Origin of the sequence: Nonomuraea indica (assembly GCF_002850745.1) — a bacterium.
In the GTDB taxonomy this organism is placed as follows: domain Bacteria; phylum Actinomycetota; class Actinomycetes; order Streptosporangiales; family Streptosporangiaceae; genus Nonomuraea; species Nonomuraea indica.
The window spans coordinates 221,850-246,906 of the sequence record NZ_KZ559470.1; the positions used below are offsets into that span (position 1 = coordinate 221,850).

At 71.6% G+C, this 25,057-nt stretch carries 24 protein-coding genes; 7 read left to right on the forward strand and 17 right to left on the reverse strand.

Features of this window, described 5'->3' with window-relative positions; translation table 11 throughout:
- The first annotated feature begins 9 nt into the window (after positions 1-9).
- Positions 10-1,086, forward strand: a complete 1,077-nt coding sequence (locus CXR44_RS15800) for a DUF3866 family protein (protein WP_180903454.1) — start codon at positions 10-12, stop codon at positions 1,084-1,086.
- Here the strand turns inward: CXR44_RS15800 and CXR44_RS15805 are convergent.
- The 8 genes from CXR44_RS15805 to prcB form a co-directional block, all read right to left on the reverse strand.
- Entirely contained in the window at positions 1,032-1,511 is a 480-nt protein-coding gene (locus tag CXR44_RS15805) for a DUF3291 domain-containing protein (protein WP_101786792.1), read from the reverse strand. The genes CXR44_RS15800 and CXR44_RS15805 overlap by 55 nt on opposite strands.
- A 33-nt stretch (positions 1,512-1,544) precedes the next feature.
- The gene (locus CXR44_RS40145; RefSeq protein WP_101786793.1) at positions 1,545-2,192 is read right to left on the reverse strand and encodes a helix-turn-helix transcriptional regulator; all 648 of its coding nucleotides are present in this window, start codon (positions 2,190-2,192) and stop codon (positions 1,545-1,547) included.
- A gap of 100 nt (positions 2,193-2,292) precedes the next feature.
- Positions 2,293-3,231, reverse strand: coding sequence for an FKBP-type peptidyl-prolyl cis-trans isomerase (locus tag CXR44_RS15815; protein ID WP_101786794.1), 939 nt, complete (start codon positions 3,229-3,231; stop codon positions 2,293-2,295).
- A gap of 76 nt (positions 3,232-3,307) precedes the next feature.
- A complete protein-coding gene (gene pafA, locus CXR44_RS15820; protein WP_101786795.1) occupies positions 3,308-4,666 on the reverse strand; it encodes a Pup--protein ligase in 1,359 nt (452 codons plus the stop codon).
- Positions 4,667-4,770: 104 nt separating this feature from the next.
- Positions 4,771-5,319 (reverse strand): hypothetical protein, encoded by a 549-nt coding sequence (locus tag CXR44_RS15825; protein WP_101786985.1) that lies wholly within the window; start codon positions 5,317-5,319, stop codon positions 4,771-4,773.
- Positions 5,320-5,444: 125 nt separating this feature from the next.
- Positions 5,445-6,155, reverse strand: coding sequence for an SIMPL domain-containing protein (locus CXR44_RS15830; protein ID WP_101786796.1), 711 nt, complete (start codon positions 6,153-6,155; stop codon positions 5,445-5,447).
- Between the two features lie 153 nt (positions 6,156-6,308).
- Positions 6,309-7,118, reverse strand: a complete 810-nt coding sequence (gene prcA, locus CXR44_RS15835) for a proteasome subunit alpha (RefSeq protein ID WP_101786986.1) — start codon at positions 7,116-7,118, stop codon at positions 6,309-6,311.
- A 20-nt stretch (positions 7,119-7,138) separates the two neighbouring features.
- Positions 7,139-7,987 (reverse strand): proteasome subunit beta, encoded by an 849-nt coding sequence (gene prcB / locus CXR44_RS15840; RefSeq protein WP_101786797.1) that lies wholly within the window; start codon positions 7,985-7,987, stop codon positions 7,139-7,141.
- Positions 7,988-8,199: 212 nt separating this feature from the next.
- On the opposite strand from prcB, the gene CXR44_RS15845 reads away from it, so the two are divergent.
- On the forward strand, positions 8,200-9,285 hold the full coding sequence (locus CXR44_RS15845; protein WP_101786798.1) for a DNA polymerase IV: 1,086 nt from the start codon (positions 8,200-8,202) through the stop codon (positions 9,283-9,285).
- Here CXR44_RS15845 and CXR44_RS15850 read toward each other — a convergent pair.
- Together CXR44_RS15850 and CXR44_RS15855 are read right to left on the reverse strand one after the other, a co-directional pair.
- Entirely contained in the window at positions 9,261-10,268 is a 1,008-nt protein-coding gene (locus tag CXR44_RS15850) for an endonuclease VII domain-containing protein (protein WP_144069978.1), read from the reverse strand. The genes CXR44_RS15845 and CXR44_RS15850 overlap by 25 nt on opposite strands.
- Positions 10,269-10,302: 34 nt before the next feature.
- On the reverse strand, positions 10,303-10,512 hold the full coding sequence (locus CXR44_RS15855; RefSeq protein ID WP_101786800.1) for a ubiquitin-like protein Pup: 210 nt from the start codon (positions 10,510-10,512) through the stop codon (positions 10,303-10,305).
- 312 nt (positions 10,513-10,824) lie between these two features.
- On the opposite strand from CXR44_RS15855, the gene CXR44_RS40935 reads away from it, so the two are divergent.
- Positions 10,825-11,085, forward strand: a complete 261-nt coding sequence (locus CXR44_RS40935) for a hypothetical protein (protein WP_245899193.1) — start codon at positions 10,825-10,827, stop codon at positions 11,083-11,085.
- 56 nt (positions 11,086-11,141) lie between these two features.
- On the opposite strand, the gene dop is transcribed toward CXR44_RS40935, so the two are convergent.
- The 4 genes from dop to CXR44_RS15880 all read right to left on the reverse strand — a co-directional run bounded on the left by dop (position 11,142) and on the right by CXR44_RS15880 (position 16,922).
- On the reverse strand, positions 11,142-12,656 hold the full coding sequence (dop, locus tag CXR44_RS15865; protein ID WP_101786801.1) for a depupylase/deamidase Dop: 1,515 nt from the start codon (positions 12,654-12,656) through the stop codon (positions 11,142-11,144).
- 86 nt (positions 12,657-12,742) lie between these two features.
- The gene (locus CXR44_RS15870) at positions 12,743-13,873 is read right to left on the reverse strand and encodes an acyltransferase family protein (RefSeq protein ID WP_101786802.1); all 1,131 of its coding nucleotides are present in this window, start codon (positions 13,871-13,873) and stop codon (positions 12,743-12,745) included.
- 220 nt (positions 13,874-14,093) lie between these two features.
- Entirely contained in the window at positions 14,094-15,857 is a 1,764-nt protein-coding gene (gene arc, locus CXR44_RS15875; protein ID WP_101786803.1) for a proteasome ATPase, read from the reverse strand.
- Positions 15,858-16,061: 204 nt separating this feature from the next.
- Positions 16,062-16,922 carry a tRNA (adenine-N1)-methyltransferase gene (locus CXR44_RS15880; protein WP_101786804.1) on the reverse strand — a complete coding sequence of 287 codons (861 nt, stop codon included), beginning with the start codon at positions 16,920-16,922 and terminating at the stop codon, positions 16,062-16,064.
- 55 nt (positions 16,923-16,977) lie between these two features.
- On the opposite strand from CXR44_RS15880, the gene CXR44_RS15885 reads away from it, so the two are divergent.
- Both CXR44_RS15885 and CXR44_RS15890 read left to right on the forward strand, forming a co-directional pair.
- Entirely contained in the window at positions 16,978-18,066 is a 1,089-nt protein-coding gene (locus CXR44_RS15885; RefSeq protein WP_101786805.1) for a GNAT family N-acetyltransferase, read from the forward strand.
- 158 nt (positions 18,067-18,224) lie between these two features.
- Positions 18,225-18,803, forward strand: a complete 579-nt coding sequence (locus tag CXR44_RS15890) for a hypothetical protein (RefSeq protein WP_144069979.1) — start codon at positions 18,225-18,227, stop codon at positions 18,801-18,803.
- Between the two features lie 178 nt (positions 18,804-18,981).
- Here the strand turns inward: CXR44_RS15890 and CXR44_RS15895 are convergent, their stop codons facing one another.
- On the reverse strand, positions 18,982-20,514 hold the full coding sequence (locus CXR44_RS15895) for an FHA domain-containing protein (protein ID WP_101786807.1): 1,533 nt from the start codon (positions 20,512-20,514) through the stop codon (positions 18,982-18,984).
- Between the two features lie 335 nt (positions 20,515-20,849).
- Positions 20,850-21,944, reverse strand: coding sequence for a site-2 protease family protein (locus CXR44_RS15900; RefSeq protein WP_101786808.1), 1,095 nt, complete (start codon positions 21,942-21,944; stop codon positions 20,850-20,852).
- A gap of 157 nt (positions 21,945-22,101) precedes the next feature.
- Between CXR44_RS15900 and CXR44_RS15905 the strand changes: the two genes are divergently transcribed.
- Positions 22,102-22,962: a RecB family exonuclease gene (locus CXR44_RS15905; protein WP_101786809.1), complete on the forward strand. Its 861-nt coding sequence runs from the start codon at positions 22,102-22,104 to the stop codon at positions 22,960-22,962.
- Between the two features lie 333 nt (positions 22,963-23,295).
- On the opposite strand, the gene CXR44_RS15910 is transcribed toward CXR44_RS15905, so the two are convergent.
- Positions 23,296-24,240, reverse strand: coding sequence for a helix-turn-helix domain-containing protein (locus tag CXR44_RS15910; protein WP_219601823.1), 945 nt, complete (start codon positions 24,238-24,240; stop codon positions 23,296-23,298).
- 56 nt (positions 24,241-24,296) lie between these two features.
- Here CXR44_RS15910 and CXR44_RS15915 point away from each other — a divergent pair.
- On the forward strand, positions 24,297-25,057 hold a 761-nt coding region (locus CXR44_RS15915; protein ID WP_101786987.1), incomplete at its 3' end, for a phytanoyl-CoA dioxygenase family protein.

A 25,057-nucleotide genomic window follows, 5' to 3' on the forward strand; every position in this document is an offset into this window, starting at 1 on the left:
CCTGCCCCCGTGATCAGATGGCGCAAGGGCGAGGTCGTACGGATCCGGCGCGAGTGGCCGGGGGCGGTGGAGCTGGACGTCGCCGTGCCCGAGGGGCAGTGCCGGGCGCTGGCCTATCCGGCCCTGGTGGGCCGCCCGGAACCCGGCGACGAGGTGCTGCTCAACACGACGGCACTCGCGATGGGTCTCGGTACGGGAGGTTACGCCATGGTGGTGGCCCTCCCGAACCGTTTGCCGCAAGATCCTGAGGGGCCGGGGCACCTGGTGAAGGCGCGCTACACGCCGCTGCAGGCCACGGTGCTCGGCGCGGACGAGCAGGACTCCCCCCACCACGAGATCCTGCGCGACGCCGACTCGCTGGACGGGATGCCGGTGGTGGTGGCCGACCTGCACTCGGCGCTGCCGCCGATCCTGTGCGGCCTGTACGAGGCGTCCGGCGGCGCTCCCGGCGTCCGGGTGGCGTACGTGATGCAGGACGGCGGGGCGCTGCCCGCGTGGTTCTCGATGGCGTGCGCGCGGCTGCGCGAGATCGGCTGGCTGGCCGGGGTGGTGACGGTCGGCCAGGCCTTCGGCGGCGACGTGGAGGCGGTCACCACCCACACCGGCCTGCTGGCGGCCCGGCACGTGCTGCGGGCCGACGTGGCCGTGGTGACCCAGGGACCGGGCAACCTCGGCACGGGCACCCGGTGGGGGTTCTCGGGCGTCGCGGCGGGCGAGGCGGTCAACGCCGCCGCCGTGCTGCTCGGCCGGCCGGTGGCGGCGCTGCGGGTCAGCGAGGGCGACCTGCGCGAGCGCCACCTCGGCGTGTCGCACCACTCGCTGACCGCCTACGGCCGGGTGGCGCTGTCCCGCGCGCACGTGCCGGTGCCGATGCTGCCGGGCGAGTTCGGCGAGCGGGTCCGCGACCAGGCCGAGCTGCTGGCCGTCCGGCACGAGCTGGTGGCCGTGCCGGTGGCCGGGCTGCACGAGGCGCTGCGGGAGTCGCCGGTGCGGTTGTCGACGATGGGGCGGGGGCTGGAGGAGGACCTGGCCTACTTCCTGACCTCGGCGGCGGCGGGCAGGTTCGCCGCCTCGTTGCTGTCGTAGGGCTCCTGGAAGGTGAAGGCCGCGGGGCTCGGCCCCTCGGCCTTGAGGTGGCCGAGGCGCGCCATGGCCTCGGCCAGGGTGGGGATGGTCCCCTCGGGCACCCACCACATCACGCTGTACGGTTCGGCGACCCGCAGGAACCACTCCCTGCGGCGCCGGAGCACGCCCAGGTGGGCGCTGCGGTAGGCGAAGTTCCACAGGTTCTCGATCGAGTCCCACACCGAGAAGTTGACCAGCAGGTGGTCGCCGTAGTCGTGCACCACGGTCGCGGTGGGATCCTCCTCGCTCTCCTTGAGCCGCCAGACGAACCCCGGGGCGGCGTCGGCCAGGTCGTTGATCGGCTCCAGCAGCTCGACGAACGTGGCGAGCTCGGGGGCGTCGATGGGCGCGCGCAGGTGCGCGACGTTGAGCTGGGCGAGATGCATGGAAGTCAGCAGACCACTCCGCCCCCTTCTATGTCAATCTTCATTTGTTTTAGAAGTGAGTGACACACAGCACTCCCCCACCAGCGGATCCAGCACCGCCCGCTCCGGCACGTCGCCCAACCCCGCCAGCAGGCCCTGGCACAGCGCCAGGTTCATCGAGCACACCAGCAGCGGCTGCTCCCTCGACAGCGCGTGGAAAGGGCAGTTGCGCAACCTCAGCCGCCCCCGCGCCGCATACGGCTCGTAGCCCCGCGCCCGCAGCACCGCCTCGACCGGCTCACCCCGGTGGCCGCGACCCAGCCGCTCACCGGCCGCCCTGGCCGCCCGCTCGGCCTCCTCCTCGGCGCCCAGCGCGTCCACCACCGCCGCCAGCACCGAGGCCAGCACCCCGTACTCGCGCGGCGGCAGGCTGACCGACCGCTCCCCCGCCGCCCGGCGGTAGACCTTGGCCGGCCTGCCGCTCCCCGGACCGCCCCGCTCCGGCCGCCTGAACCCGCTCTCCAGCAGCCCCGCCTCCACCAGCCTGTCGAGGTGGTGACCGGCCAGCGTCCTCGACACCCCCGCCGCCTCGGCCGCCTCCGCCCGGCCCACCTCACCGCCGCTGCCCGCCACGGCCTCGTACAGGCTGCGCCGGACCGGATCGTGCAACAGGGCCAGGGCGTCCAGGTCGTCATCGCTCACGACCCGGAGTCTAGGCCGCCCGAGACTCCCGCCCGTACGCCCGCCACGACGCGCAAAAGCCCGGCGGCACGAAGCCGCCGGGCCGAAACTCCGCGGACCGTCAGTAGGCCGCCAGCACGTCCACCACGAACACCAGCGTGCTGTTGGCCGGGATGTTCTGCTGCGCCTGCGCGCCGTACCCGAGGTCCGGCGGGATGCTCATCACGACCCGGCTGCCGACCGGCACCCCGGCCAGCCCCTTCTGCCAGCCCTGGATGACGTTGCCGAGCGGGAACGACGCCGGGTCACCCTTGCCCCAGCTGGAGTCGAACTCCTTGTCGGTGCCCCAGATCTTGCCCGTGTAGTGCACCGTCAGCGTGTTGCCCGGCTCGACCTTCTTGCCGGTGCCCTCGATCAGCGTCTTGACCACCAGCTCCTTCGCCGGCTTGTCCTTCGTCTTCGTCGTCAGCGTCGGCGCCTTGTCACCGCCCGGGCTGTCCACCTTGACTCCCTTGAGCGTCTCACCGGTCTCCTTGCCCTCGGCGGCCTTCAGCGGCGCGGGCGGCGAACCGACGACGTCGAGCACGAACACCTTGGTCGGCGCCGCCGGCTGCTGCGACTGCTGCTGTTGCTGCTGCTGCGAGGCGTCGGCCGCCAGCACGGCCAGCAGCCGGCCGCCGTGCTTGACCTTGGTGAAACCGTCACGCAGCACCTGCGGCAACTGCTCGTCCACCGGGATGGTCTCCGGCTGCTTGTTGTCGTACGTCGAACCCTGGAACGGGTTCTGCTTGCCGTCCCAGTCGTAGACCGTCAGGTTGACGATCACCTTGTCGCCGGCCTTGACCGCCGGACCGGTGCCGGCGCTCAGGACCTCGTACGACGACTTGCTGGCGGGCGTGCCGCTGGGGAAGGTCACCGTGGGCTTGGCGCCCACGTTGCCGGTGACCTTCACCCCGGCCGGCTGACTCTGCGCGGCGCCACCGGCGCCCGAATCGGAGCCGCAGGCGGCGGCGAAGAAGATCAAAGGCACGGCGGCCATGGCGGCCATTGCGCGGCGCATGGAGTTCCCTCGGAAAAGACGTCAGATTCGCGTCACCCTATCCGACAACCAGGTAGGGCCGAGGTAAACCACGCGGTTACATTCCGGCGATCAGCTTGTCCACCCGCTCGTCGACGCTGCGGAACGGATCCTTGCACAGCACCGTGCGCTGCGCCTGGTCGTTCAGCTTCAGATGCACCCAGTCGACCGTGAAGTCGCGCCGCTTCTCCTGCGCCTTGCGGATGAACTCGCCCCGCAGCCGCGCCCGGGTCGTCTGCGGCGGCACCGACTTCGCCTCGAAGATCTTCAGGTCGGAGGCCACCCGCTCCACCGAACCGCGCTTCTGCAGCAGGTAGTACAGGCCGCGCTTGCGATGCACGTCGTGATAGGCCAGATCGAGCTGCGCCACCCGCGGCGACGACAGCGGCAGGTCGTACTTCCTCCGGTAACGCTCGATGAGCTGGTACTTGGTCACCCAGTCGATCTCGCGGGCCACCAGGTCGAGGTTGCCCGTCTCCACCGCGGTCAGCGTGCGCTCCCACAGCTCCAGCACCCGCTTGGCGATCGGGTCGCCGCCACGCCGGTCGACGAAGTCCTTCGCCTTCGACAGGTACTCCTGCTGGATCTCCAGGCTCGACGCCTCACGCCCGTTGGCCAGCCGCACCCGCCTGCGGCCCGTCATGTCGTGCGACACCTCACGGATCGCCCGGATCGGGTTCTCCAGCGACAGGTCACGCATCACCGTGCCCGCCTCGATCATGCGCAGCACCAGATCGGTGGCGCCGACCTTCAGCAGCATGGTCGACTCGCTCATGTTGGAGTCGCCCACGATGACGTGCAGGCGGCGGAACCGCTCGGCGTCGGCGTGCGGCTCGTCACGCGTGTTGATGATCGGCCGGCTGCGCGTGGTGGCGCTCGAGACGCCCTCCCAGATGTGCTCGGCCCGCTGCGAGACGCAGTAGACGGCCCCGCGCGGCGTCTGCAGCACCTTGCCCGCACCACAGATGATCTGCCGCGTCACCAGGAACGGGATGAGCACGTCGGCCAGCCGGCCGAACTCGCCGTGCCTGCCGACGAGGTAGTTCTCGTGGCAGCCGTAGGAGTTGCCCGCCGAGTCGGTGTTGTTCTTGAACAGGTAGATGTCGCCGGCGATGCCCTCCTCGCGCAGCCGCTTCTCGGCGTCCACCAGCAGGCCCTCGAGGATGCGCTCGCCCGCCTTGTCGTGGGTGACGAGCTCGATGACGTTGTCACACTCGGGTGTTGCGTACTCGGGATGGCTGCCTACGTCGAGGTACAGGCGTGCGCCGTTGCGGAGGAAGACGTTGCTCGATCGGCCCCAGGACACGACCCGCCGGAACAGGTAGCGCGCGACCTCGTCCGGCGACAGCCTGCGCTGCCCCCGGAACGTGCAGGTCACGCCGTACTCGTTCTCCAGCCCGAAGATGCGACGATCCATCACCTCACACTATGCCCACGGATCGGCCAGCGGGAGAGATCGCGCGGCGTGTTTTGCCGCCGGGAACCGCCGCGCACGCCCGCCGGGCCCGGCGGGGCGATCCGCTACGGGGTGTAGATCTCCTGGATCCTCACGATGGCGCCCTCGCGCACCGTGATCATCGCTGGGCGCTGCAGCCGCTTGGCCACCAGCGACCGGGGACAGCGCTTGACCCCCAGACCCCTGCGGTCCACGGTCAGGCTCGTGCCGACCCTGCCGCAGCCGAGAGCCGACAGGTAGACGAGACGACTCGACAGGCGCGAGGCGTAGGCCATCACCTCGCCCTCCGGCGGGCCGACGAACCGCCCCTCGGTGTGGGTGCCCTTCTTCCACCTGATCGGCTCGTACTCGGCGACACCGCCGCTCACGTGCGTGACCCAGCCGCGCAGGACGCCGTCGTGCCGGGACCTGATCCGCTTGGTGAAGTCGTGCCCGGGGTCCTGCTGGAAGGTCGTGCCGAAGATCTTGGGCAGCCGGTGCTCCGGGGCCGCCCGCAGCACGATCGGGGCGCCGCCGCCGGTGGCCGCCGACGCGCCCGCCACCACGGCGCCCGACGTCACGACCAGAGCCGCGGCTGCGCCGCCCGCCAGCACGACACGCGAAAAAGTCCTCATGGCCGGTGAGATCCCGGGCCGTCCCACCGGGTTCACCGCCACTCTGGTGATTCAGGTCACACGCGACAGTTCCCGGGGCAGGCGGGGGGAGATCCTGCCGGACCGGGGGGAGACATCTGGCCGGGTCAGACCAGCTCGTACACCGCGCGCACGGTCACGGTGACCGCGCCCTGGCCGGGGCTGATGAACGACTGGTCCGCCGCCATCGCGAACCGGGACGTCGGGGTGTCGCTCTGCTCCTCCAGCTTCACGACGCGGCCCAGCCTGCGCCCGCTCAGCGACGCGTACTCCTGAGCCCTGGCGAGCGCGTCCCGGTAGGCCGCCGCACGCGCCTTGGCGACGAGCGCCTCCACCTTCGCGACCTCGAACGCGATGCCGTTGATCCGGACGTCCTCACCCACGGCCGCGACGGCGTCCACCACCGCGTCGGCCTTCGACAGGTCGCGCAGCAGCACCTGGACGTTCTGCGACGCCTGGTAGCCCACCACCTTGACGCCGTCCTGCTGGTAGTCCGCCCCGAACCCGAGGCCGCTCGTCTGCATGTCGGCCGCCGCGATGCCGACCGACGCCAGCGCCCGGGCCAGCCTCGCCCGCGCGCTCTTGACGGCCGCGAACGCCTCCGCGGCCCGGCCCTTGTGCACCTCGACGCCCACGTACAGGCGCATCGCGTCCGGCGCCGCCGACACGCTGCCGCTGCCGGTGACGGTGATCTCGGCCCGCCCGCCCACCACGGCCGGCGGGGCGGAGGCGGACTCGGACAGGGCCAGTGCGGGAGCGGCCTGCGCCCCCAGGAGGGTGAAGGCCGCGCAGGCCAGAACGACACTCAACTTGGTCATGGGCACATGGCACCACCTGACCGGCTCCGCGCCGCGCCGCCCACACCCCGCGAGGCCGAGACTTGACCGGGAAAGGGAAGAGGCGGGGTAGCGACCCCGCCTCTTCCGCACACCTCTTTGCCCACCGAAGCCCCGAAGCGGACTCCCGGGGTGTTACAGCGGCGACGACCCGTCGTCCACGTCACCGTCGGGAGCCGTGGGCGGCTGCGCCTCCCCCGGCTCGGACGCCTTCGGCGACTTCGGCGACTCCGGCGAGGACGCCGGCTCGGCGGGCGGGGTGGCACCCTGCGACAGCAGCCGCTCCAGGCGCGGCCCCACCAGACGCAGGAACTTGCGATGCTCGCGCGTGCGGTCCAGCACCGCCACCTCGAGCTGCCCCACCGGCGGCCGCTCACCCCCGGGCTCGGTCAGCGCCGTCAGCGCCACCTCCAGCGCGTCGGCGAGCGGCATGCCGTCCCGGTAGTGCTCCTTCAGCCGGGTCGCCACCGCATCGGCCTGGCCGCCCATCGCCGCGAAGCCGTGCTCGTCGAAGACCGAACCGTCGAACGTCAACCGGTAGATCGCGTCACCGTCGGGCGTGTCGCCCACCTCGGCCACCACGACCTCCACCTCGAGCGACTTGATCGACTCGGTGAAGATGCGACCCAGGTTGGACGCGTAGAGGTTGGCCAGGCCACGGCCCGTCACGTCGGACCGGTCGTAGGTGTAGCCGTTGATGTCGGCATAGCGGATGCCGCCGAGCCGCAGCTCCTCGAACTCGTTGTAACGGCCGACCGCCGCGAAACCGATCCGGTCGTAGATCTCACTGATCTTGTGCAACGCCCTCGACGGGTTGGGCGCCACGAACAGGATGCCGTGCTCGTACTGCAGCACGACCACGCTGCGGCCCCGCGCGATGCCCTTGCGCGCGTAGTCCGCCTTGTCCCGCATGATCTGCTCAGGGGACGCATATCCGAAAGGCATGGACACCGTGATGGTCCTTTCTAGCGCAGCGGGGCGATGGGGCCGTCGGGCGAGATCAGGCGCGCCTCGAGCATCTGCTCGACATAGCCCGACACCTGCTCGTCGGTGAGGCGGCGATAACCGTCGGCGTCGATCACCGACACGATCGGCCAGATCTTCCGCGTCACGTCCGGCCCACCGGTCGCCGAGTCGTCGTCGGCCGCGTCGTACAGCGCCTGGATGAGCGTCATCACCATGTCGTCGGCCGAGGCGCCCTCGCGGAAGAGCTTCTTCAGCGAACCCCGCGCGAAGATCGAGCCGGATCCGATCGCGTCGAACCGCTCACGCTCGTACGGGCCGCCCGCCACGTCATAGCTGAAGATCCGCCCCGCGTCGCGATCGGGGTCGTAGGCCGCGAACAGCGGCACCACCACCAGCCCCTGCATCGCCATGCCGAGATTGCCGCGGATCATCGTCGCCAGCCGGTTGGCCTTGCCCGCCACCGACAGCGTGCGGCCCTCCATCTTCTCGTAGTGCTCCAGCTCCACCCGGTAGAGACGGGCCATCTCGATGCCGGTGCTGGCCGTGCCCGCGATGCCCATGCAGGAATAGTCGTCGGTGCGGAAGACCTTCTCGATGTCACGCTGGGAGATGATGTTGCCGGAGGTGGCCCGCCGGTCACCCGCCACCGCCACGCCACCCGCGAAGGTGGCGGCGACGATCGTGGTCGCGTGGGGGACCTGGTCACCGATCGGAGCGGCGAGGACGCCGTCTCGCTGCGGCAGCAACTCGGGCGCGTACGAACCCACGAACTCCGTGAACGACGAACTCCCCGTGTTGCTGAAAAGATGGTTCACCAAGCCGGCGGGCAGATCCCTGTGCGATGCCACGCGACTCCCTCCCAAAGGTCAGTGTTCCTAGGGCGACCCTACTCATGTTGGGTTGCTGTCTGCACTTCCCACGATCAGCTCACGGCGAACCGGGACCCCGGATCGGTTCTCCACCTCCCCCGGCACCGTGCGTCACCGGCCGCCGCTCCCCGCCCACCGGCACACCCCCACCCGGCCCCTCGCGACAGCGGCGGCCGGGCGATACTGACACCATGACCACCGGGTCCGGCCCGGCCGCGCGCGACTGGGTCCTGCACGTCGACCTCGACCAGTTCATCGCCGCGGTCGAGCTGCTGCGCCACCCCGAGCTGCGCGGCCGGCCCGTCGTCGTCGGCGGCTCCGGCGACCCCACCCGGCCGCGCACCGTCGCCGCCACCGCCACCTACGAGGCCCGCGCCTACGGCGTCCACTCCGGCATGCCGCTGCGCACCGCGCTCAGACGCTGCCCGCACGCCGTCTTCCTGCCCAGCGACCCACCCGCCTACGAGGCCGCCTCCGCACGCGTCATGGCCGTCCTGCGCGGCTTCCCGGTGCGCGTCGAGGTGTGGGGCTGGGACGAGGCGTTCGTCGGCGCCACCACCGGCGACCCGGAGGCCCTCGCCACCGACCTGCGACAGGCCGTGCTCGACGCCACCGAACTGTCCTGCTCCGTCGGCATCGGCGACAACAAGCACCAGGCCAAACTCGCCTCGGCCTTCGCCAAACCCGCCGGGATCCACCGGCTCACCGGCGCCGAATGGGCCGAGGTCATGCACGACCGGCCCACCGACGCCCTGTGGGGCATCGGCGCCAGGACCGCCCGGAAACTCGCCGCGCTCGGCCTGCACACCGTCGGCCGGCTCGCCGCCGCCGACCCCGCCGAGCTGGCCCGCCACTTCGGCCCCACCAACGGCCCCTGGCTGCGCTACCTCGCCGAAGGCAGAGGCGAGACCGAGGTCACCACCACACCATGGGTGCCGCGCGGCCACGGCCGCGAGACCACCTTCCCCGAGGACCTCACCGACGCCCGCGACATCTCCGCCCGCGTCGCCGCTCTCGCCGAGCAGGTCGCCCGCGACGCCGCCGCCGACGGCCGCATCGCCGTCCGCGTCACGGTCAAGGTACGGTTCGCGCCGTTCCTCACCCGGACCCGCCAGTCCAAGCTGCCCGGCCCGACCGCCGACCCGGTCACGCTGACGCGCGCGGCCCTCGCCGTGCTGGACCGCTTCGACCTCACCCGTCCGGTGCGGTTGCTGGGGGTCTCCGTCGAGTACGCCCCGCCCGCCGACGCCGCCTACACCCTGACCACCCTGGAGTAGAACTCCGACCGCGCGTCCTCGTCGGCCCGGTCCAGCCGCGCCAGCTCCTCCGGCGAGGGCGCCCGGTCCGTGTACTCGTCCGCCGGGACCGGCAGGGCGGCCTCCACGTACGCCAGCGCCCGCCGCACCACGACGGGGTCGTCGCGGAACTGCCCGATGCCGGTGTTGCACGGCAGGCACAGCACGAAGCGCACGCCACCCGTGCGATGACAGTGGTCGACGTGCTCGGGCGGCCTGTCCCAGCACAGCGCGCACAGGCCGTGCTGGTCGGCGATCATGCGTTCGACGTCCTCGTGCCGGACGTTGTAGCGCCGCGCCAGGTGGGAGCTCCGGCCCGGAGCCACGTCACCGCCGCGCCGAGGCGGGGGCGGCACCACGAACTCCGGCCGGAACACCTCCCCGTCCAGGTAGAGGGCGGCCAGCTCCAGCAGCACCGTGTTGTCGCCGAAGTGCCCGAGCCCGTTGTTGCAGTTGAAGCAGAGCACGCCCCGCACCTGTCCGGTGCGGTGGCAGTGGTCGACGAAGGCTCCGGGCACGGCCTGGCAGATGGCGCAGAGCCCGCCCTGCCGAACGAGCATGCGCTCGAAGTCGTCCTCGGTGATGCCGTAGCGGAGCTTCAGTTTGTAGTTGCGGTCACTTCCATGATTCTTGACCCGATTATCCAACGTCGTCCGGGCATGACATGGCCTGCAGTAACTTGTCAGGCCGTCTCTCGTCGATCGATTGCGCCCGAAGTCCGTCTCGGGAAGCACCTGGGCGCATCGCGGGCAGTACTTGTGTGCCGGCGGCACCTCGATCCGCTCCCGCACGGGTCTGCCCTGCTCGGCCCTGCGCTTGCGATAGCTCTGTTTGGAGCGGGCCCCGAAACAGACCTTGCAGTAGCGCGCACGCCCGTCGGCCATGCGCTTGTTGAGCCCGAACGCGGAGAGCGGCTTGTCCTCCCCACAGTCCGGGCACCGCTTCGCCCCCTCAGGCGCTTCCACCCGATTCGACCCGCTTCATCCTGTCCGTTTTGTCCTACTCTCCGCCCTTTTGCACGTATGACCGGACAAACTCCTCTGCGTTCTCTTCGAGAACTTCGTCTATCTCGTCCAGGATCGCGTCCACGTCGTCCGTGAGCTTCTCCTGGCGCTCCTGAACGTCGGACGCGGCCGACGCCTCGGTCTCCTCGACCTCGGCCTCGCGCCGACCAGCCTGCTTCTGGCCGCCGGTGTCCTTGGTTGCCATGCTCTACCTCCACTCGGGGGGACTGCCTCCAAGGCATATCTTCCCCGAACCGACCGACAATGCGCGCAGATCATCCCGCGATCTCGCCGACTTGACTAGATAGCTCCACTATCCAATACTGGGCCGACATTCTCACAGGAGGTGTTCGATGTCCCCCATGTCCCTGACCCTGGCCGGCGTCATGCTCGTCACCGTGCCCGGCGTGGCCGTCGGCGGCGTGACGCTGCTGAAGTTCCTCATGCGCGACGTCCCCGGCTACCTGGACAACCCGTCCGCCGGGGGCTGTGGCGGGCCGGGCACGCTCACGCCGGTGTGCTCGTGCTGTTCGGCCTGGTGGCGATGCCGTACGTCGATCAGGCCGATCTGCCCGGCGTCCTGCAGGTGCTGGCACGCGTGCTCATCGTGGCGGCGCCGGTGCTGATGCCGCTCGGCTTCTTCCTGTCGGTGGTCCGGCCTGGCGACACCAGGCCGAACGGGCTGATCCGGCTGACCCTGCTCGGCGGGGGCTGCCTGGCGGCGGGCACGCTGCTGCTGGGCGTCGGGCTGCTGCGAGCCGGGCTCCTGGCGGCGTAGCGCCTGGGGCCCGGCTCGGGGCCCGGCTCGGGGCCCGGTTGCTCGCCGCGGGCCGGTCAGTCGCCGCCGGTGAGGGCGGCGACGAGGTCGGCCGCGGTGCGGCAGCGGTCGAAGAGCTCCCCCACGTGGGCCTTGGTGCCGCGCAGCGGCTCCAGGGTGGGGACGCGCTGCAGTGACTCGCGCCCGGGGATGTCGAAGATCACCGAGTCCCAGGAGGCGGCGGCGACCGACTCGCTGTACTGGCTCAGGCAGCGGCCGCGGAAGTAGGCCCGGGTGTCGGTGGGCGGCTGCTCGACGGCCCGCTGGACCTCGTCCTCGGTGACGAGCCGCTGGATGCGGCCGCGGGCGACCAGGCGGTTGTACAGGCCGCGGTCGGGCCGGATGTCGGAGTACTGGAGGTCGACGAGCTGGAGCCTGGAGTGGGACCAGGGCAGCTTGTCGCGGGTGCGGTAGCCCTCCAGGAGTTCCAGCTTGGCGACCCAGTCGAGCTCGCGGGCGAGCTGCATGGGGTCCTCGGCGAGGCGGGTCAGGACGGACTCCCAGCGGTCGAGGACGTCCTTGTTCATCTCCTCCTGGGCGGTGCCGCGTTCCTCGACGTACTTGCGCGCCTGTTCGAGGTATTCCATCTGCAGTTGGACGGCGGTGAGCTTGCGGCCGTCGCGCATGGGGATCTCGTAGCGGCAGGTGGGGTCGTGCGAGACGGCGCGCAGGGCCTGGACCGGGTTGTCGACGGTGAGGTCGCGGCTGAGGAAGCCGTCCTCGATCATCGCGAGGACGAGCGCGGTCGTCCCCAACTTCAGATATGTGGAGATTTCCGACATGTTGGCGTCGCCGATGATCACGTGCAGCCGCCGGTACTTCTCCGGATCGGCATGCGGCTCGTCGCGCGTGTTGATGATCGGCCGCTTGAGCGTGGTCTCCAGCCCCACCTCGACCTCGAAGAAGTCGGCCCGCTGGCTGATCTGGAAGCCCTCGCCGCGCGAGTCCTGCCCAATGCCGACCTTGCCGGCGCCCACCACGACCTGCCGGGAGACGAAGAACGGCGTGAGGTGGCGGACGATGTCGGCGAACGGCGTGGCGCGCCGCATGAGGTAGTTCTCGTGACAGCCGTAGGAGGCGCCCTTGGCGTCGGTGTTGTTCTTGTAGAGCTGGATGGGGGCGTTGGTGGGGATGGCCGAGGCGCGCTGCGCGGCGTCGTACATGACCCGTTCGCCGGCCTTGTCCCAGATGACGGCGGCGCGCGGGTTGGTGCACTCGGGTGTGGAGTACTCGGGGTGGGCGTGGTCGACGTAGAGGCGTGCCCCGTTGGTGAGGATGACGTTGGCGAGGCCGAGGTCCTCGTCGGTGAGCTGGCTCGGGTCGGCGACCTCCCGGGCCAGGTCGAAGCCGCGCGCGTCGCGCAGCGGGTTCTCCTCCTCGAAGTCCCATCTGGCCCGGCGGGCGCGGGCCGCCGAGGCGGCCAGGTAGGCGTTCACCACCTGGGAGGAGGTCACCATCGCGTTGGCGCCCGGCTGACCTGGTACGGAGATGCCGTACTCGGTCTCGATGCCCATCACCCGACGCACCGTCATGCAACACCCTCTGTTCGTCCGGATCTGTCTGTCCGCCGTTTATATGCCCGAGCCTATGCCCTTCACCGTGCCCCGGGGTCACAGAGTTATGGCACCGACGCCTTTTCGACGTGTGCGGCGGGAGCCGGCCGCGCCGGGGGGCGCCGGCGCGGCCTGAGGAGGCGCTGGATGGGCCGTTCGGCAAAGGAGTAGACGAGATATGACAGGAGCACGGCAGCCAGCGTGGTGAGCGTGGCGGTGAGCCAGGGCGGCATCAGGTCGCGCAGCAGGGGGACGAGAGCGACGGCGAGCAGGGAGTGGAACAGGTAGAGGGGATAGGTGGTGCCGCCGAGCGCGGTGAGGGTCCTGGACGGCCGGAGCCGGAAGATGCCGAGGGCGACGACGGCCATGACGGTGAAGATCGCGGTGATGGTGAGGATGACGCCGGCGTCGGTGACGGGCATGTTCGCGAAGCCGGCGAGGTCGATGCGGCCGTGGACGCGGGTGAGGGCGGAGTGGAGGGACATCGCCCAGCCGGCGACGACGTAGAGCCAGGGCAGCCAGGCGTTGCCGTGCTTGTGGACGAGGTAGAGCGCCATGCCGGCCACGAAGTAGGGGGCGTAGCGGGGCATGAAGATCTCGGCGAGGAGGTCGTTGCCGAGGAGTTCGGCGGTGAGGGCGGCGGCGAGCCAGAGGCCGCAGAAGATCAGGACGCGGGCGTACGTGATGCCGATGATCACGAGGATGGAGATCAGGAGGTAGAAGCGGAGCTCGGCCCAGAGCGACCAGTAGACGCCGGTGGCGTCGCTGACGTCGAACAGCCGCTGGAACATGGTGGCGTTGAGCAGGTACTCGCCGGTGGAGAGCTTGGGGTCGAGGGCCTTGGCGGCGGTGAGCCCGTACAGGGCGGCGACGGCGGCCAGGCTCAGCCAGTAGGCGGGGTAGAGGCGCACGACCCGCGACCAGGCGAAGGCGCCGAGACCGCGGCCCCAGGCGCTCATGAGGATGACGAATCCGCTGATGACGAAGAAGAGCTCGACGCCGAGGATGCCGAGGCCGGCGAGGGGGGCCACGGCGGGGAACAGCTCGGCGGGCCTGTCGCCCCAGACGGAGGCGTAGGCGACGAGGTAGTGGAAGGCGAGCACGGCGAGGGCGGCGACGAACCGCAGCAGGTCGAGTTCGGCGAGTCTGCCGTCCCCCTGGGCGCGCCGGGGCCGGTTGCGGTTGTGCACGCTCATTGGACGTCACATCCGTCACATCGGTTCCGGCGGTCACCTGTGTCACTCTGGCCACGGGCTCATGGGAGGCCCGGCCGTGGGGGGTTCGACGGCGTGGCACGGGTGAGCCGTACGCCCGTCGGCGTGTCCAGGATGGCAGGGCTCGTGGCCGGGCGCCGGGCGAACGCCAAGGGCCGCGCGGGTGTTTCCCGCGCGGCCCTTGGCGTTGGTGACCGTGGTTCTACAGGTACTGGCCGGTGTTGGCGACGGTGTCGATGGAACGCCCGGCCTCGGCGCCCTGCTTGCCGGAGACGAGGGTGCGGATGTAGACGATCCGCTCGCCCTTCTTGCCGGAGATGCGGGCCCAGTCGTCGGGGTTGGTGGTGTTGGGCAGGTCCTCGTTCTCGGAGAACTCGTCCACGCAGGCCGTGAGCAGGTGCTGGACCCGCAGACCCTTCTGGCCGGTCTCGAGGAACTGCTTGATGGCCATCTTCTTGCCCCGGTCGACGATGTTCTGGATCATCGCGCCGGAGTTGAAGTCCTTGAAGTAGAGGACTTCCTTGTCGCCGTTGGCGTAGGTCACCTCGAGGAAGCGGTTGTCCTCGCTCTCGGTGTACATCCGCTCGACGACGCTCTGGATCATGCCGTGGATGGTGGCCTCGCGGGACCCGCTGTGCTCGGACAGGTCGTCCGGGTGGAGCGGGAGGTCCTCGACGAGGTACTTGGAGAAGATGTCCTTGGCCGCCTCGGCGTCCGGCCGCTCGATCTTGATCTTGACGTCCAGGCGGCCGGGCCGCAGGATCGCCGGGTCGATCATGTCCTCGCGGTTGGAGGCGCCGATGACGATGACGTTCTCCAGGCCTTCGACACCGTCGATCTCCGACAGGAGCTGCGGGACGATGGTGTTCTCGACGTCGGAGGACACGCCGGAGCCTCGGGTGCGGAAGATCGAGTCCATCTCGTCGAAGAACACGATCACCGGGGTGCCCTCGGAGGCCTTCTCCCGTGCGCGCTGGAAGACCAGGCGGATGTGCCGCTCGGTCTCGCCGACGTACTTGTTGAGCAGCTCGGGGCCCTTGATGTTGAGGAAGAAGCTCTTGCCGGACTGGCCGGTCTTCTCCGCGACCTGCTTGGCCAGGGAGTTGGCGACGGCCTTGGCGATGAGGGTCTTGCCGCAACCGGGCGGGCCGTAGAGCAGCACGCCCTTGGGCGGGCGCAGCTTGTGCTCGCGGAACAGGTCGGCGTGCAGGTAGGGCAGCTCGACGGCGTCCCTGATCTGCTCGATCTGGCGGGAGAGGCCGCCGATCTCCTCGTAGGAGATGTCGGGGACCTCTTCGAGGACCAGCTCTTCGACCTCGGACTTGGGGATGCGTTCGTAGACGTAGCCCGAGCGGGGCTCGAGCAGCAGTGAGTCGCCGGCCCTGATGGGCTGGCCGACCAGCGACTCGGCGAGCCGGACGACGCGCTCCTCGTCGGCGTGCGAGATGACCAGGGCGCGCTTGCCCCCGTCGAGGAGCTCCTTGAGCATCACGATCTCGCCGACCTCTTCGTAGCCGAGTGCCTCGACCACGTTGAGGGCCTCGTTGAGCATGACCTCCTGGCCGCGCCTGAGCGAGTCGACGTCGACGGCGGGGCTGACGTTCACCCGCAGTTTGCGGCCGCCGGTGAACACCTCGATCGTGCCGTCTTCTCGGGCCTCGAGGAAGGTGCCGAAACCGGATGGCGGCTGCGCCAGCCGGTCGACCTCCTCCTTGAGGGCGACGATCTGGTCCCGGGCCTCCTTCAGCGTGGCGACCAGGCGCTCGTTCTGGCCGGTCACGGCCGCGAGGTTTGCCTGTGCCTCGTGAAGGCGCTCTTCGAGGACCCTGGCCTGACGGGGTGACTCGGCCAGCTTCCGCCTCAGCGCGGTGATCTCCTCCTGGAGGAAGGAGACCTGTGTTGAAAGATCAGCGACCTCCCGTTCGCGCTGCGCGGCTCGAGCCTCAGCATCATCGCGAGCTGCCACGCCCCGTCACCTCCTTCCCAGTCGAGGGCGACTACTTAGGACCTTACCTATCTCGGGCCCCTCCGTAACCTGGCCGGGCAGTGTTCGTAGAGTGACATACAGTGTTCGGTGAATTATCCCTAATGGTGCGTTTGATACTGCCAGCATCTGAACACGGGTGCTTGTTCCCGCGTCAGGCAACAACGCACCCTCGTGGCCAAATTGTCATAGTTCTTCAGTGGTTCCCTTCGGTCGTCTGCGGCGCGGCGGGGGGGTGACGCCGTCCGCCATGCGGCGGGCCGTGACGAGGAAGCCCGTGTGCCCGATCATCCGGTGGTCGGGTCGTACGGCGAGCCCTTCGACATGCCAGTCGCGAACCAGGGTCTCCCACGCATGGGGCTCGGTGAAACTCCCGTGATCGCGAATCGCCTCGACCGTTTTCGACATTTGGGTCGTCGTGGCCACGTAGCAGCAGATCACGCCGCCCGGCGTGAGGGCCTTGGCGGCGGCGTCGACGCACTCCCAGGGGGCCAGCATGTCGAGGATGACCCGGTCGACGTCGATCTCGTCGATGGCGGAGACCAGGTCGCCGACCACCAGCCGCCAGTTGCCCGCCGGGCCGTCCTCCTCCGCTCCGAAGAACTTCTCCACGTTGCCCCGCGCGATGTCGGCGAAGTCCTGGCGACGCTCGTAGGAGGTGACGTGCCCCTCGGGGCCGACGGCGCGCAGCAGGAAGCAGGTGAGCGCGCCGGAGCCGACGCCGGCCTCGATGACCCGGGCTCCGGGGAAGACGTCGGCCATGCCGACGATCTGCGAGGCGTCCTTGGGGTAGATGACGGCCGCGCCGCGCGGCATGGCCAGGACGTAGTCCTGCAGCAGGTGGCGGAAGGCGAGGTACTGGGTGCCGCCGGAGGAGCGCACCACGGAGCCCTCCGGCTGCCCGATCAGGTCGCTGTGGGGGATGGCGCCCTTGTGCGTGTGGAAGACGCCGTCCTGCTTGAGCGTGATCGTGTGGCGCTTGTTCTTGGGGTCGGTGAGCTGCACCTGATCCCCCACCTGGAACGGCCCATGCCTGCGGAAACCCATGGCGGCAAGGTTATAGGGCTTTCGGCGGGTCGCTGACGCGCGGTATCTATGGGGGATGCTCCCCCGTGATGTGATCGCCGCCGGCCCGCTGGTGCTGCGGCCGCCGGTCGAGGCCGACGCCGAGGCGATCGTGACCGCGTACGACGACCCGGCGGCCGGCGGATGGCCGGCGCTGCCCTCGCCGTACACGCGGGACGACGCCCGCGCCTATCTGGCCTCGGCGGAGGACAGGTGGCGCGGCGGCGGGGCGGAGTTCGCGATCACCGAGGGCGGCGCGCGGGTGGGGTCCGTCAGCGTGCGGCCGCCCGACCGGTGGGGCGCGGTCGAGATGGGCTACCTGGTGGCGCCGGCCGCTCGCGGCCGCGGGGTGGCGACCGGGGCGGTCCGGGCGGTGACGCAGTGGCTGTTCGACCAGGACGTGCACCGGGTGGAGCTCCGGGTCGCGGTGGAGAACGTCGCGAGCCTGGTGGTGGCGTACCGCGCGGGGTTCCACGAGGAGGGGCGGCGGCGTGAGGCCACGGTGGCGCCTGACGGGCGCCGTGTCGACGCCGTCGTGCTGTCCCGGCTGGCCGGCGAGCCGGGCGAGGGCGCGCCGGCCTATCTGCCGCCGTTCAGGGGCGGCGAGCTGACCGACGGCGTGGTGCGGCTGACGCCGCTCGACGTGGCGGACGCCGCCGACTTCCACGCGATGATGGCCGAGCCGAGCGTGGCCGCCTACCGCTTCGGGCCGGCGACGACGCTGGAGGACGACGAGCGGCGCTGCCGCAACACGGGCTACTGGTGGGTGTCGGGCCAGCGGATCGAGCTCGCGGTCCGCGACGCGGAGTCCGGCGCCTTCGCCGGGCAGTTGCAACTGGTGCAGGTGGTTCCGACCCTCGGGCAGGCCGCGGTGGGCTACGCGATGCGATCGGTGTTCCGGGGCAGGGGGCTCATGACGCGGGCGGTGCGGCTGCTGGTGGACTGGGCGTTCGACCACACGGCGCTGCACCGGATCGTGGCGGGCACCAACGCGGGCAACGCCGCGTCGCACGCGGTGCTGACGCGGGCGGGGTTCGTGCGGGAGTGCGTGCACCGGGAGCTGTTCCCCGGCCCGGACGGCGAGCGGGCGGACGACGTGCAGTGGGTACGGTTGCGGCCGCGGTAGGTCTTCTTCCATCGCGCGCCCGAAAACGGCAGAAATTTCCCTTTCCTGTTGAGGTCTGGTCAAGTGCCGCGTGGAGGGTGATACTCCGGGTCACCGCCACTGATACTTCCGTGACCGGGGCCGCGCCATCTCGCCCCCTCCTGCCGAGGGACACCAGGATGCCTTGCAACCGTGTCGATGCCGCCATGCGCCAGCTCATGACCTCGCTGTCCGGACTCCACCCCGCTGAACTCCTCGACCGGCTCGCCCGGACCGCCGCCGCGGTCACCGGGGCGCCGTGCGCGGGGTTCGCGCGGGTGGACCGGCTCGGTGAGGAGGCCGTCGTCGTCCACGTCCACGCGCCGCCGGGCGACCCGCTGCGGGTGCGGGCGTGGCTGGCCGAGTCGGGGGTGCTCAAGGCCCTCGCGGTGTCGCCGGGCCGGGCGCTGCTCCCCCGCGACGCGTCGGTGGGCGAGCCGGGGTTCCTCGCCGTGCCGGTGCCGCCGGTGCCGCCGGTCCGGTGCGAGGAGGTGCTCGTCTGGGTGGCCGGTCGCGACTTCGGCGAGTGCGACGAGCACCTGCTGGGCCGCTTCGCCACGGCCGCCGGACGGGCCCTGGAGGCGGCCAGCGGGCTGGAGGCGGCCGTACGGATCCTGCGCGGCGTCCATGCCTTCGCCGGCGCGGACGCCTCCAGGGCGACGGCCCGCGCCCCCTCCCCCACGAACCCCGCGACGGGCTCGTGGCCCGCCCCCCGCTGACGCGCCCACGCGGACCGCGACCGCGCCAGGACCCGGGATCACGTGCGCGAACTCGTGACCCGTCGCAGACCGGCCACAGACCCGAACTCGTGACCCGCCGCAGACCGGTCACAGGCCTGCGGGGATCCGTCACGGGCCCGAGCTCGTGGCCCGCGGGGGTCGTGGTGGGGAGGGACGGTCAGCCGCGGTGGGGTTCGAAGCGCAGGGTGCGGGAGACGCCCACGCGGACGGTGGTGCCGGGGGCGATGGTGACGGGCTCGTTGGGCGGGATGTCGTAGAAGTTGGGGTCGCCCGGCGGCTGGATCTGGGTGCCGTTGACCGAGCCGAGGTCCACCAGGTTGACGTCCCAGCCGTCCAGCGCGACGCGCAGGTGGCGGCGCGAGACGGAGCCGTCGGGGCTGGTCACCTTGGCCGGCCTGGCGGAGCCGCCCGCCACCTCGGGGGCGCGTTCGGGGTCACGGCCGAGGAGGTAGTCGGATTCGAGGGGCAGCGCGGTGCCGTCGTCGAGGACGAGGACGCCGAGCGACGGCCGCGGCCCCTTGTAGGGGACGAGGGTGCGCTGCACCAGGGCGATGCCGCAGACCGCGCAGTAGGAGGCGCGCGGGTCGTTGAAGTGGTCGTTCTTGCAGTCGACCCCGTAGACGAGGGGCCGGTCGCCGTGGTCGGGCTGCTCCTGCTGCGGCGGCTGGTCGTAGGGCTCCGGGGCGCCCATCGGCTGGGGGCCGGGCTGGTCGGCGTGGTCGGGCGCCTGCTGGGGGCCGGCGTCGAAGTAGTCGGGAACGGCCGACAGGTGCTGGCCGGGCTGGCCGGGCTGGCCGAAGGGGTCGGGCGCCGGCTGGTCGTAGTCGCCGGAGGTGGGGCCGCTCGATCCGGCGGCGGGCTCGTCCAGGCTGGAGAAGGAGTTGTACTGCTCCTGGCGGTAGGGGGACGGCTCGGCGGCCTGGGGGCCCGACGGCGGGCCGGGCTGGAAGCCGTGCTGGGCCGGCGCGGAGTGCTGCGCCGCGGGGAGGCCCTGCGGTGCGGGCGGGTGGTCGCCGGACATCGGGTAGGGCGGGTTGTTGACCGCGGGCCGCTCGGTGGCGGGCGGGGCCTGGACGGGCTCGGGTGCGGCCTGGACGGGCTCGGGCGAGGGCTGGACGGGCTCGGGTGCGGGTCCGGACCGGGCCAGGTCGGGCTCGAAATGCAGGGCGGTGTCGGGCAGCTCGCTGGTGAGCTGGCGGACCGGCGCGGCGGCCTGCTCGCCGAACTCGCCCGCGAGGCCCGCGCCGTGGACGACACCGCCGTCGAGCCGGACGGCGGGGTGCGCCCGCCCGGCCCCCGGAAGGGTGAGCTCGACGCGGGTGACGGGGCCGCCGATGAGCCGGTCGGCCCAGGTGAGGGAGTCGCTGCCGGACAGGCGGGTCTCGCCGTCCGCGGTGCTGATCGTGGCGGCGGCCGCGCCGCTGACCAGGACGGCGACACCGCCGTCGCCGACGGGGCCGGCCACGGCGCAGGTGGCGGGGTCACCGGTCATGTTGGCGGCGAGCACCTGCGCGGCGCGCCGGGCGAGCGCCCTGCCGTCACCTCCCGCGGCGGCCGTGGAGCGCAGCGCCTCGATCAGGTCGTCGGCGGCGGCCTCGCCCGCGTCGCAGGCCAGCAGCAACCCGCCCAGGTAGGCGACCAGCCCGTCGCCGGGAAGCGGGCGCACCAGCCCGAAGCCCTGGCCGGTCATGAGTCCTCCTTCATGCCGACGGTGCCGCGGTCATCGGTGGCCTCGCTGCGCTCGGTCACTCAACTCTCCTCCCCGGAAGCCGGCGGTGGAACGGCACCGCACTGCCGTGCCGGCCGCCGGCCTTACGCGTACCCGGACGACGGGGCGCCGCAGCGGCCGGCCCCATATCGGGACCGAGACGGACCGGCCGCGGCAGAGCCCTTGACACTGTAAGTCTGGTCGAACGGAACCCTATCGGCCAGCCGTCGCTTCCCCGAACCCCCGGGGGGGCGCGATCCGGCCGATCACCGGCTCCGACCCTAGCCGGGCCGTGCCGGTTATTCGAGTGGGACAAATCAGACGCCGGTGAAGACGCGGTTGACGTCGGCGGTGGCCAGCACGCCGTAGATCTCGCCGCCCCGCTCGACGAGGAGGTACTCGCCGGCCGGGGTCTCGCGCATGGCGTCGATGAGCGGCTCGCCCTCCAGGTCGGCGGCGAGCACCAGGGAGGGCTCCAGCGACTTGGCCACGGAGCCGACGTTCACCCAGGGGCGCCGGTGCTCCGGGGTGGCCTGCACGGCGGCCTCGTTGACGATGGCGAGCGGGCGGCCTTCGTGGTCGACGACGACGAGGGCGCCGGCCCGCTGCTCGGCCGCCTGCCGCAGCGCCTCCGACAGCGGCGTCTCGGCGGTGACGGGGATGGCTCTGCGGGCCAGCGTGCGGGCGTTGACCTGCGGGATGCGGGCGCGGATGCGGGCCGTGCTGAGCGACTGGCTGGCGCCCATCCAGATGAACGAGGCGAGTACGAGGGGCCACAGCAGACTGGAGTAGTCGAGCTCCTGGCCGCTGATCGTCGCCATGGTCAACGGCCAGGCGACCAGCAGCACGGCGAGCACCCGGCCGCCCCAGGCGGCGGCGACGGTGCCGGCGACGGGCCGCCGGGTGAGCTTCCAGACGCCGGCGCGCAGCATCCGGCCGCCGTCGAGCGGCAGCCCGGGCAGCAGGTTGAACACGCCGACGATGAGGTTGGCCACCCACAGTTGCCAGACGAGCACCTCGGGGATGCCGCCGCCGTTGACGACGTAGACGTCGGCGGCCAGCCCGATCCCGGCGAGCCCCAGGGACAGGGCCGGCCCGGCGGCGGCGACCATGAACTCCTTGCCCGGCGTGGGCGGCTCCTTCTCGATCTCCGACACGCCGCCGAGCAGGTAGAGGGTGATGCGGCGCACCGGCAGGCCGTAGGCCTTGGCGAGCACGCTGTGGGCGAGCTCGTGCAGCAGCACGGAGACGTACAGCAGCACGGCGAACACGAACGCCACCGCGTAGGCGAGCGCCTGGTCGAGGTGGGGCAGCATGTCCTGGACGCGACCGCCGATGACCCAGGTGATGAGCGCGGCCACGATGAACCAGGTCCACGAGACGTAGACCGGAATGCCGAACGGTTTTCCCATCCGAAGACCGGAGAACTCCTGTCTCGGGCTCTGCTCGCTCACCGCACTCCTCGTCGTGTGTCACATGCCGGTGCTGCCTCGATGCTACGCGCCCGGTCACGTCATCCCGATCCCGGCGAGGCCTATTCTGTCGGCTTCTTGACCTAGAGTGCGGTGCATGACGTCGACCGAGCCGGTGATCATCGGAGCTCTCTCCCCGTCCCGGGCGGGCGACTACATGACGTGCCCGCTGCTCTACAGGTTCCGCGTGATCGACCAGTTGCCGGAGCGGCCGTCCCAGGCGGCGGTGCGCGGCACGGTGGTGCACGCGGTGCTGGAGCGGCTCTACGACCTGCCGGCTCCGGCGCGCTCGGTGCGGGCGGCGCTGGAGCTGCTGGAGCCGCAGTGGCGGCGGCTGCTGGCCGAGGAGCCGGCCTACGCGCAGATGTTCGCCGACGAGGCGGAGCAGGCCGAGTGGCTGGCCCAGGCGCGGAGCATGCTGGAGCGCTACTTCACGCTCGAGGACCCGACGCGGCTGGAGCCCGCCGAGCGGGAGCTCTACGTCGAGGCGGTGCTCGACGGGGGGCTGATGCTGCGGGGCTATGTCGACCGGCTCGACGTGGCGCCGACCGGCGAGGTGCGGGTGGTCGACTACAAGACGGGCAGCGCGCCGACGCCCGACTTCGAGGCCAAGGCGCTGTTCCAGATGAAGTTCTACGCGCTGGTGCTGTGGCGGTTGCGCGGCGAGGTGCCGCGGTTACTCCAGCTCGTCTATCTGGGCGGGGCGGGCGAGGTGCTGCGTTACGCGCCCGACGAGGCCGACCTGCTGGCGACCGAGCGCAAGGTGCGGGCGCTGTGGGAGGCGATCGAGCGGTCGTTGCGGTCGGGCGAGTGGCGGGCGCGGCGCAGCCGGCTGTGTGACTGGTGCGACCATCAGGCGCTGTGCCCGGAGTTCGGCGGCACCCCGCCGCCGGTCCCCGACCGGCAGCCGGGCGACACGGTCCGCAGCAGCCGCCGCGCCGCCACCGACGAGCTGTAGCGGTCCGGCTCTCGCTCGGTGCGGTGGGAGGAGTCGCACGGGCCTGGCCCGGACCCCCGGCCGGCCCCGCGCGAGCCGGCCGGTGCGACGCCGACCTGCTGCGGGTGGGCGGCCTGACGTGGCCGGCTCGACTGTCGCCGGCGTGAGGGGGCACGACCTCGGCACGGGGTGGCGCGCCGTCCGCCGGTGCGACCGCGGTGGCGCCACCCGCCATGTTGGTCGCGCTGCCGGACGTCCCGCGGTGGGGCCTCCTCCTCCGCCGTTTCCGCCGTCGGGCCTCCCGCCCACTGTTCCCGCCGTCGGGCCTCCGCCGCGTCCCGTGGGCCGGGTACGTCACCCCGCTCGGCCGCTTCTGGTCAGCCGGGCGCGATATTCGCGCGGCGGGATCCCGTACTCGCGCCGGAACACCCGGCTGAAGTGGAAGGGGCTGGCGAAGCCCGACACGGCCGCCACCCGGCCCACGTCGAGGTCGGTGACCTCCAGCAGCCGGGCCGCGTGCCGTAGCCGGGCCTGGCGGACCGCGCGCATCGGGGAGGCGCCGGTCTCGGCCGTGAAGAGGTGCGCGAAGCGCGACGGCGACAGGGCGACGGCTGCGGCCAGGGAGACGACCGAGTGCCGCGCCCCCGGCTCGGCGGCGATCAGCGCGAGGGCACGGACGACCCGTGAATCCCCGATGCCGCCGGTGCCGCCGCCGTGCGGGGCCGCCGCCGCGGTGGCCAGGATGAGCACCTCCTCCAGCGCCCCCATCGCGAGCTCCCTGGCCGGGGCCGACTCGGCGACCGCCGGTGCCGGCTCACCCGCGATGGACGGCCCCGGGACGGCGGCGGGCGGGCCGGGTGACGCCGAGCCGCCGGGCGACGGCCGGAGCGCGGGATGGATGGGGGCGAGCCAGCGGGCGTCCCGGTGGGCGCGGCGGAAGGCCTGGTCGATGCGGCTATGCAGGGCGGCGGGCATCGCGCCGACGAGATGGCAGCCGGGCGCCAGCGCGTACGGCGCGAGCCAGGACGACCAGGACGGGCGGGGCTGGAAGTGCGCCCACCAGAAGCGCCATCGGTCCCTGCCCGGCGCGACGCGGTAGTGCTGCGCGGCCCCGGAGGCGAGCACCACCAGGTCGCCGGGCCCTGTCGTGCAGGACGCCCCGGCCTGCTCGACCAGGCCGGCCCCGGCCTGCGTCCACATCATCAGCCAACTCGGCGAGCCGTTCGCGCGGCGCACCGCGTAGCCGGGTGTCCGGTCGTGGTGGCCGACGATGGCCGGCTCGGCAGCAGGAACGGACATGTCCTCAGCCTTCACAGGCATACCCTTCCCCGTCCCGGCTTCCTAGCGTGGTCGGCATGGACATCGACGCCTTCCACGACCGGGGCCACGTCCTGGCCCGCGCGCTGCTGTCACCCGTCGAGGTGGCAGAGCTGCGCGACGAGTTCATGGCACTGCACGCCGCCGGGCCCGTCCCGGGTCACTTCGAGCCTCGGCCGCAGGAACCCGGCCGGCCGTACGACATTCTGCGCGACTATCCCCGCATCATGCACCCCCACCGGGTGAACGAGGCGGCACTGCGCTACCTGCTCGACCCGCGCATCGCGGAGATCCTGCGCGAGCTGCTGGGCGAGGAGCCGATAGCAGCGCAGAGCATGTTCTACTTCAAACCGCCCGGGGCTCGCGGCCAGGCGCTGCACCAGGACAACTTCTACCTGCGCGTCGAGCCGGGCACGTGCGTCGCCGCCTGGGTCGCGCTGGACCGGGTGGACCGGGCGAACGGCGGGCTGGAGGTGGTCCCCGGCACGCACCTGATGGACCTCTTCTGCCCTGAGGAGGCCGACCCGGACGTCTCCTTCACCCGGGAGTACGTGCCGCCGCCGCCCGGCCTTGAGGCGGTGCCCGTGGACATGGAGCCGGGCGACGTGCTGTTCTTCAACGGCAGTCTGGTGCACGGATCCGGGCCGAACACCACGGCGGACCGGTTCAGGCGCAGCTTCATCTGCCACTACGTCGGGCGGTCGGCCGAGAGGATCTCCACCTGGTACCCGACGCTCACCATGTCCGGCGCGCCGGTCTCCCTGGAACCCGCCACAGGCGGGGGGGCCCGCGGCGCCGA

Coding starts and splice junctions, on each gene's coding strand:
- CXR44_RS15825 (WP_101786985.1), bottom strand. CDS start 5,319: ATGAGGACTTTTTCGCGTGTCGTGCTGGCGGGCGGCGCAGCCGCGGCT.
- CXR44_RS15805 (WP_101786792.1), bottom strand. CDS start 1,511: ATGCATCTCGCCCAGCTCAACGTCGCGCACCTGCGCGCGCCCATCGAC.
- CXR44_RS15870 (WP_101786802.1), bottom strand. CDS start 13,873: ATGAGCGTGCACAACCGCAACCGGCCCCGGCGCGCCCAGGGGGACGGC.
- CXR44_RS15890 (WP_144069979.1), top strand. CDS start 18,225: ATGCCTTGCAACCGTGTCGATGCCGCCATGCGCCAGCTCATGACCTCG.
- CXR44_RS15885 (WP_101786805.1), top strand. CDS start 16,978: ATGCTCCCCCGTGATGTGATCGCCGCCGGCCCGCTGGTGCTGCGGCCG.
- CXR44_RS15845 (WP_101786798.1), top strand. CDS start 8,200: ATGACCACCGGGTCCGGCCCGGCCGCGCGCGACTGGGTCCTGCACGTC.
- CXR44_RS15815 (WP_101786794.1), bottom strand. CDS start 3,231: ATGCGCCGCGCAATGGCCGCCATGGCCGCCGTGCCTTTGATCTTCTTC.
- CXR44_RS15855 (WP_101786800.1), bottom strand. CDS start 10,512: ATGGCAACCAAGGACACCGGCGGCCAGAAGCAGGCTGGTCGGCGCGAG.
- CXR44_RS15895 (WP_101786807.1), bottom strand. CDS start 20,514: ATGACCGGCCAGGGCTTCGGGCTGGTGCGCCCGCTTCCCGGCGACGGG.
- CXR44_RS15905 (WP_101786809.1), top strand. CDS start 22,102: ATGACGTCGACCGAGCCGGTGATCATCGGAGCTCTCTCCCCGTCCCGG.
- prcA (WP_101786986.1), bottom strand. CDS start 7,118: ATGCCTTTCGGATATGCGTCCCCTGAGCAGATCATGCGGGACAAGGCG.
- CXR44_RS15910 (WP_219601823.1), bottom strand. CDS start 24,240: ATGTCCGTTCCTGCTGCCGAGCCGGCCATCGTCGGCCACCACGACCGG.
- pafA (WP_101786795.1), bottom strand. CDS start 4,666: ATGGATCGTCGCATCTTCGGGCTGGAGAACGAGTACGGCGTGACCTGC.
- dop (WP_101786801.1), bottom strand. CDS start 12,656: ATGACGGTGCGTCGGGTGATGGGCATCGAGACCGAGTACGGCATCTCC.
- CXR44_RS15830 (WP_101786796.1), bottom strand. CDS start 6,155: ATGACCAAGTTGAGTGTCGTTCTGGCCTGCGCGGCCTTCACCCTCCTG.
- CXR44_RS15880 (WP_101786804.1), bottom strand. CDS start 16,922: ATGGGTTTCCGCAGGCATGGGCCGTTCCAGGTGGGGGATCAGGTGCAG.
- CXR44_RS15900 (WP_101786808.1), bottom strand. CDS start 21,944: ATGGGAAAACCGTTCGGCATTCCGGTCTACGTCTCGTGGACCTGGTTC.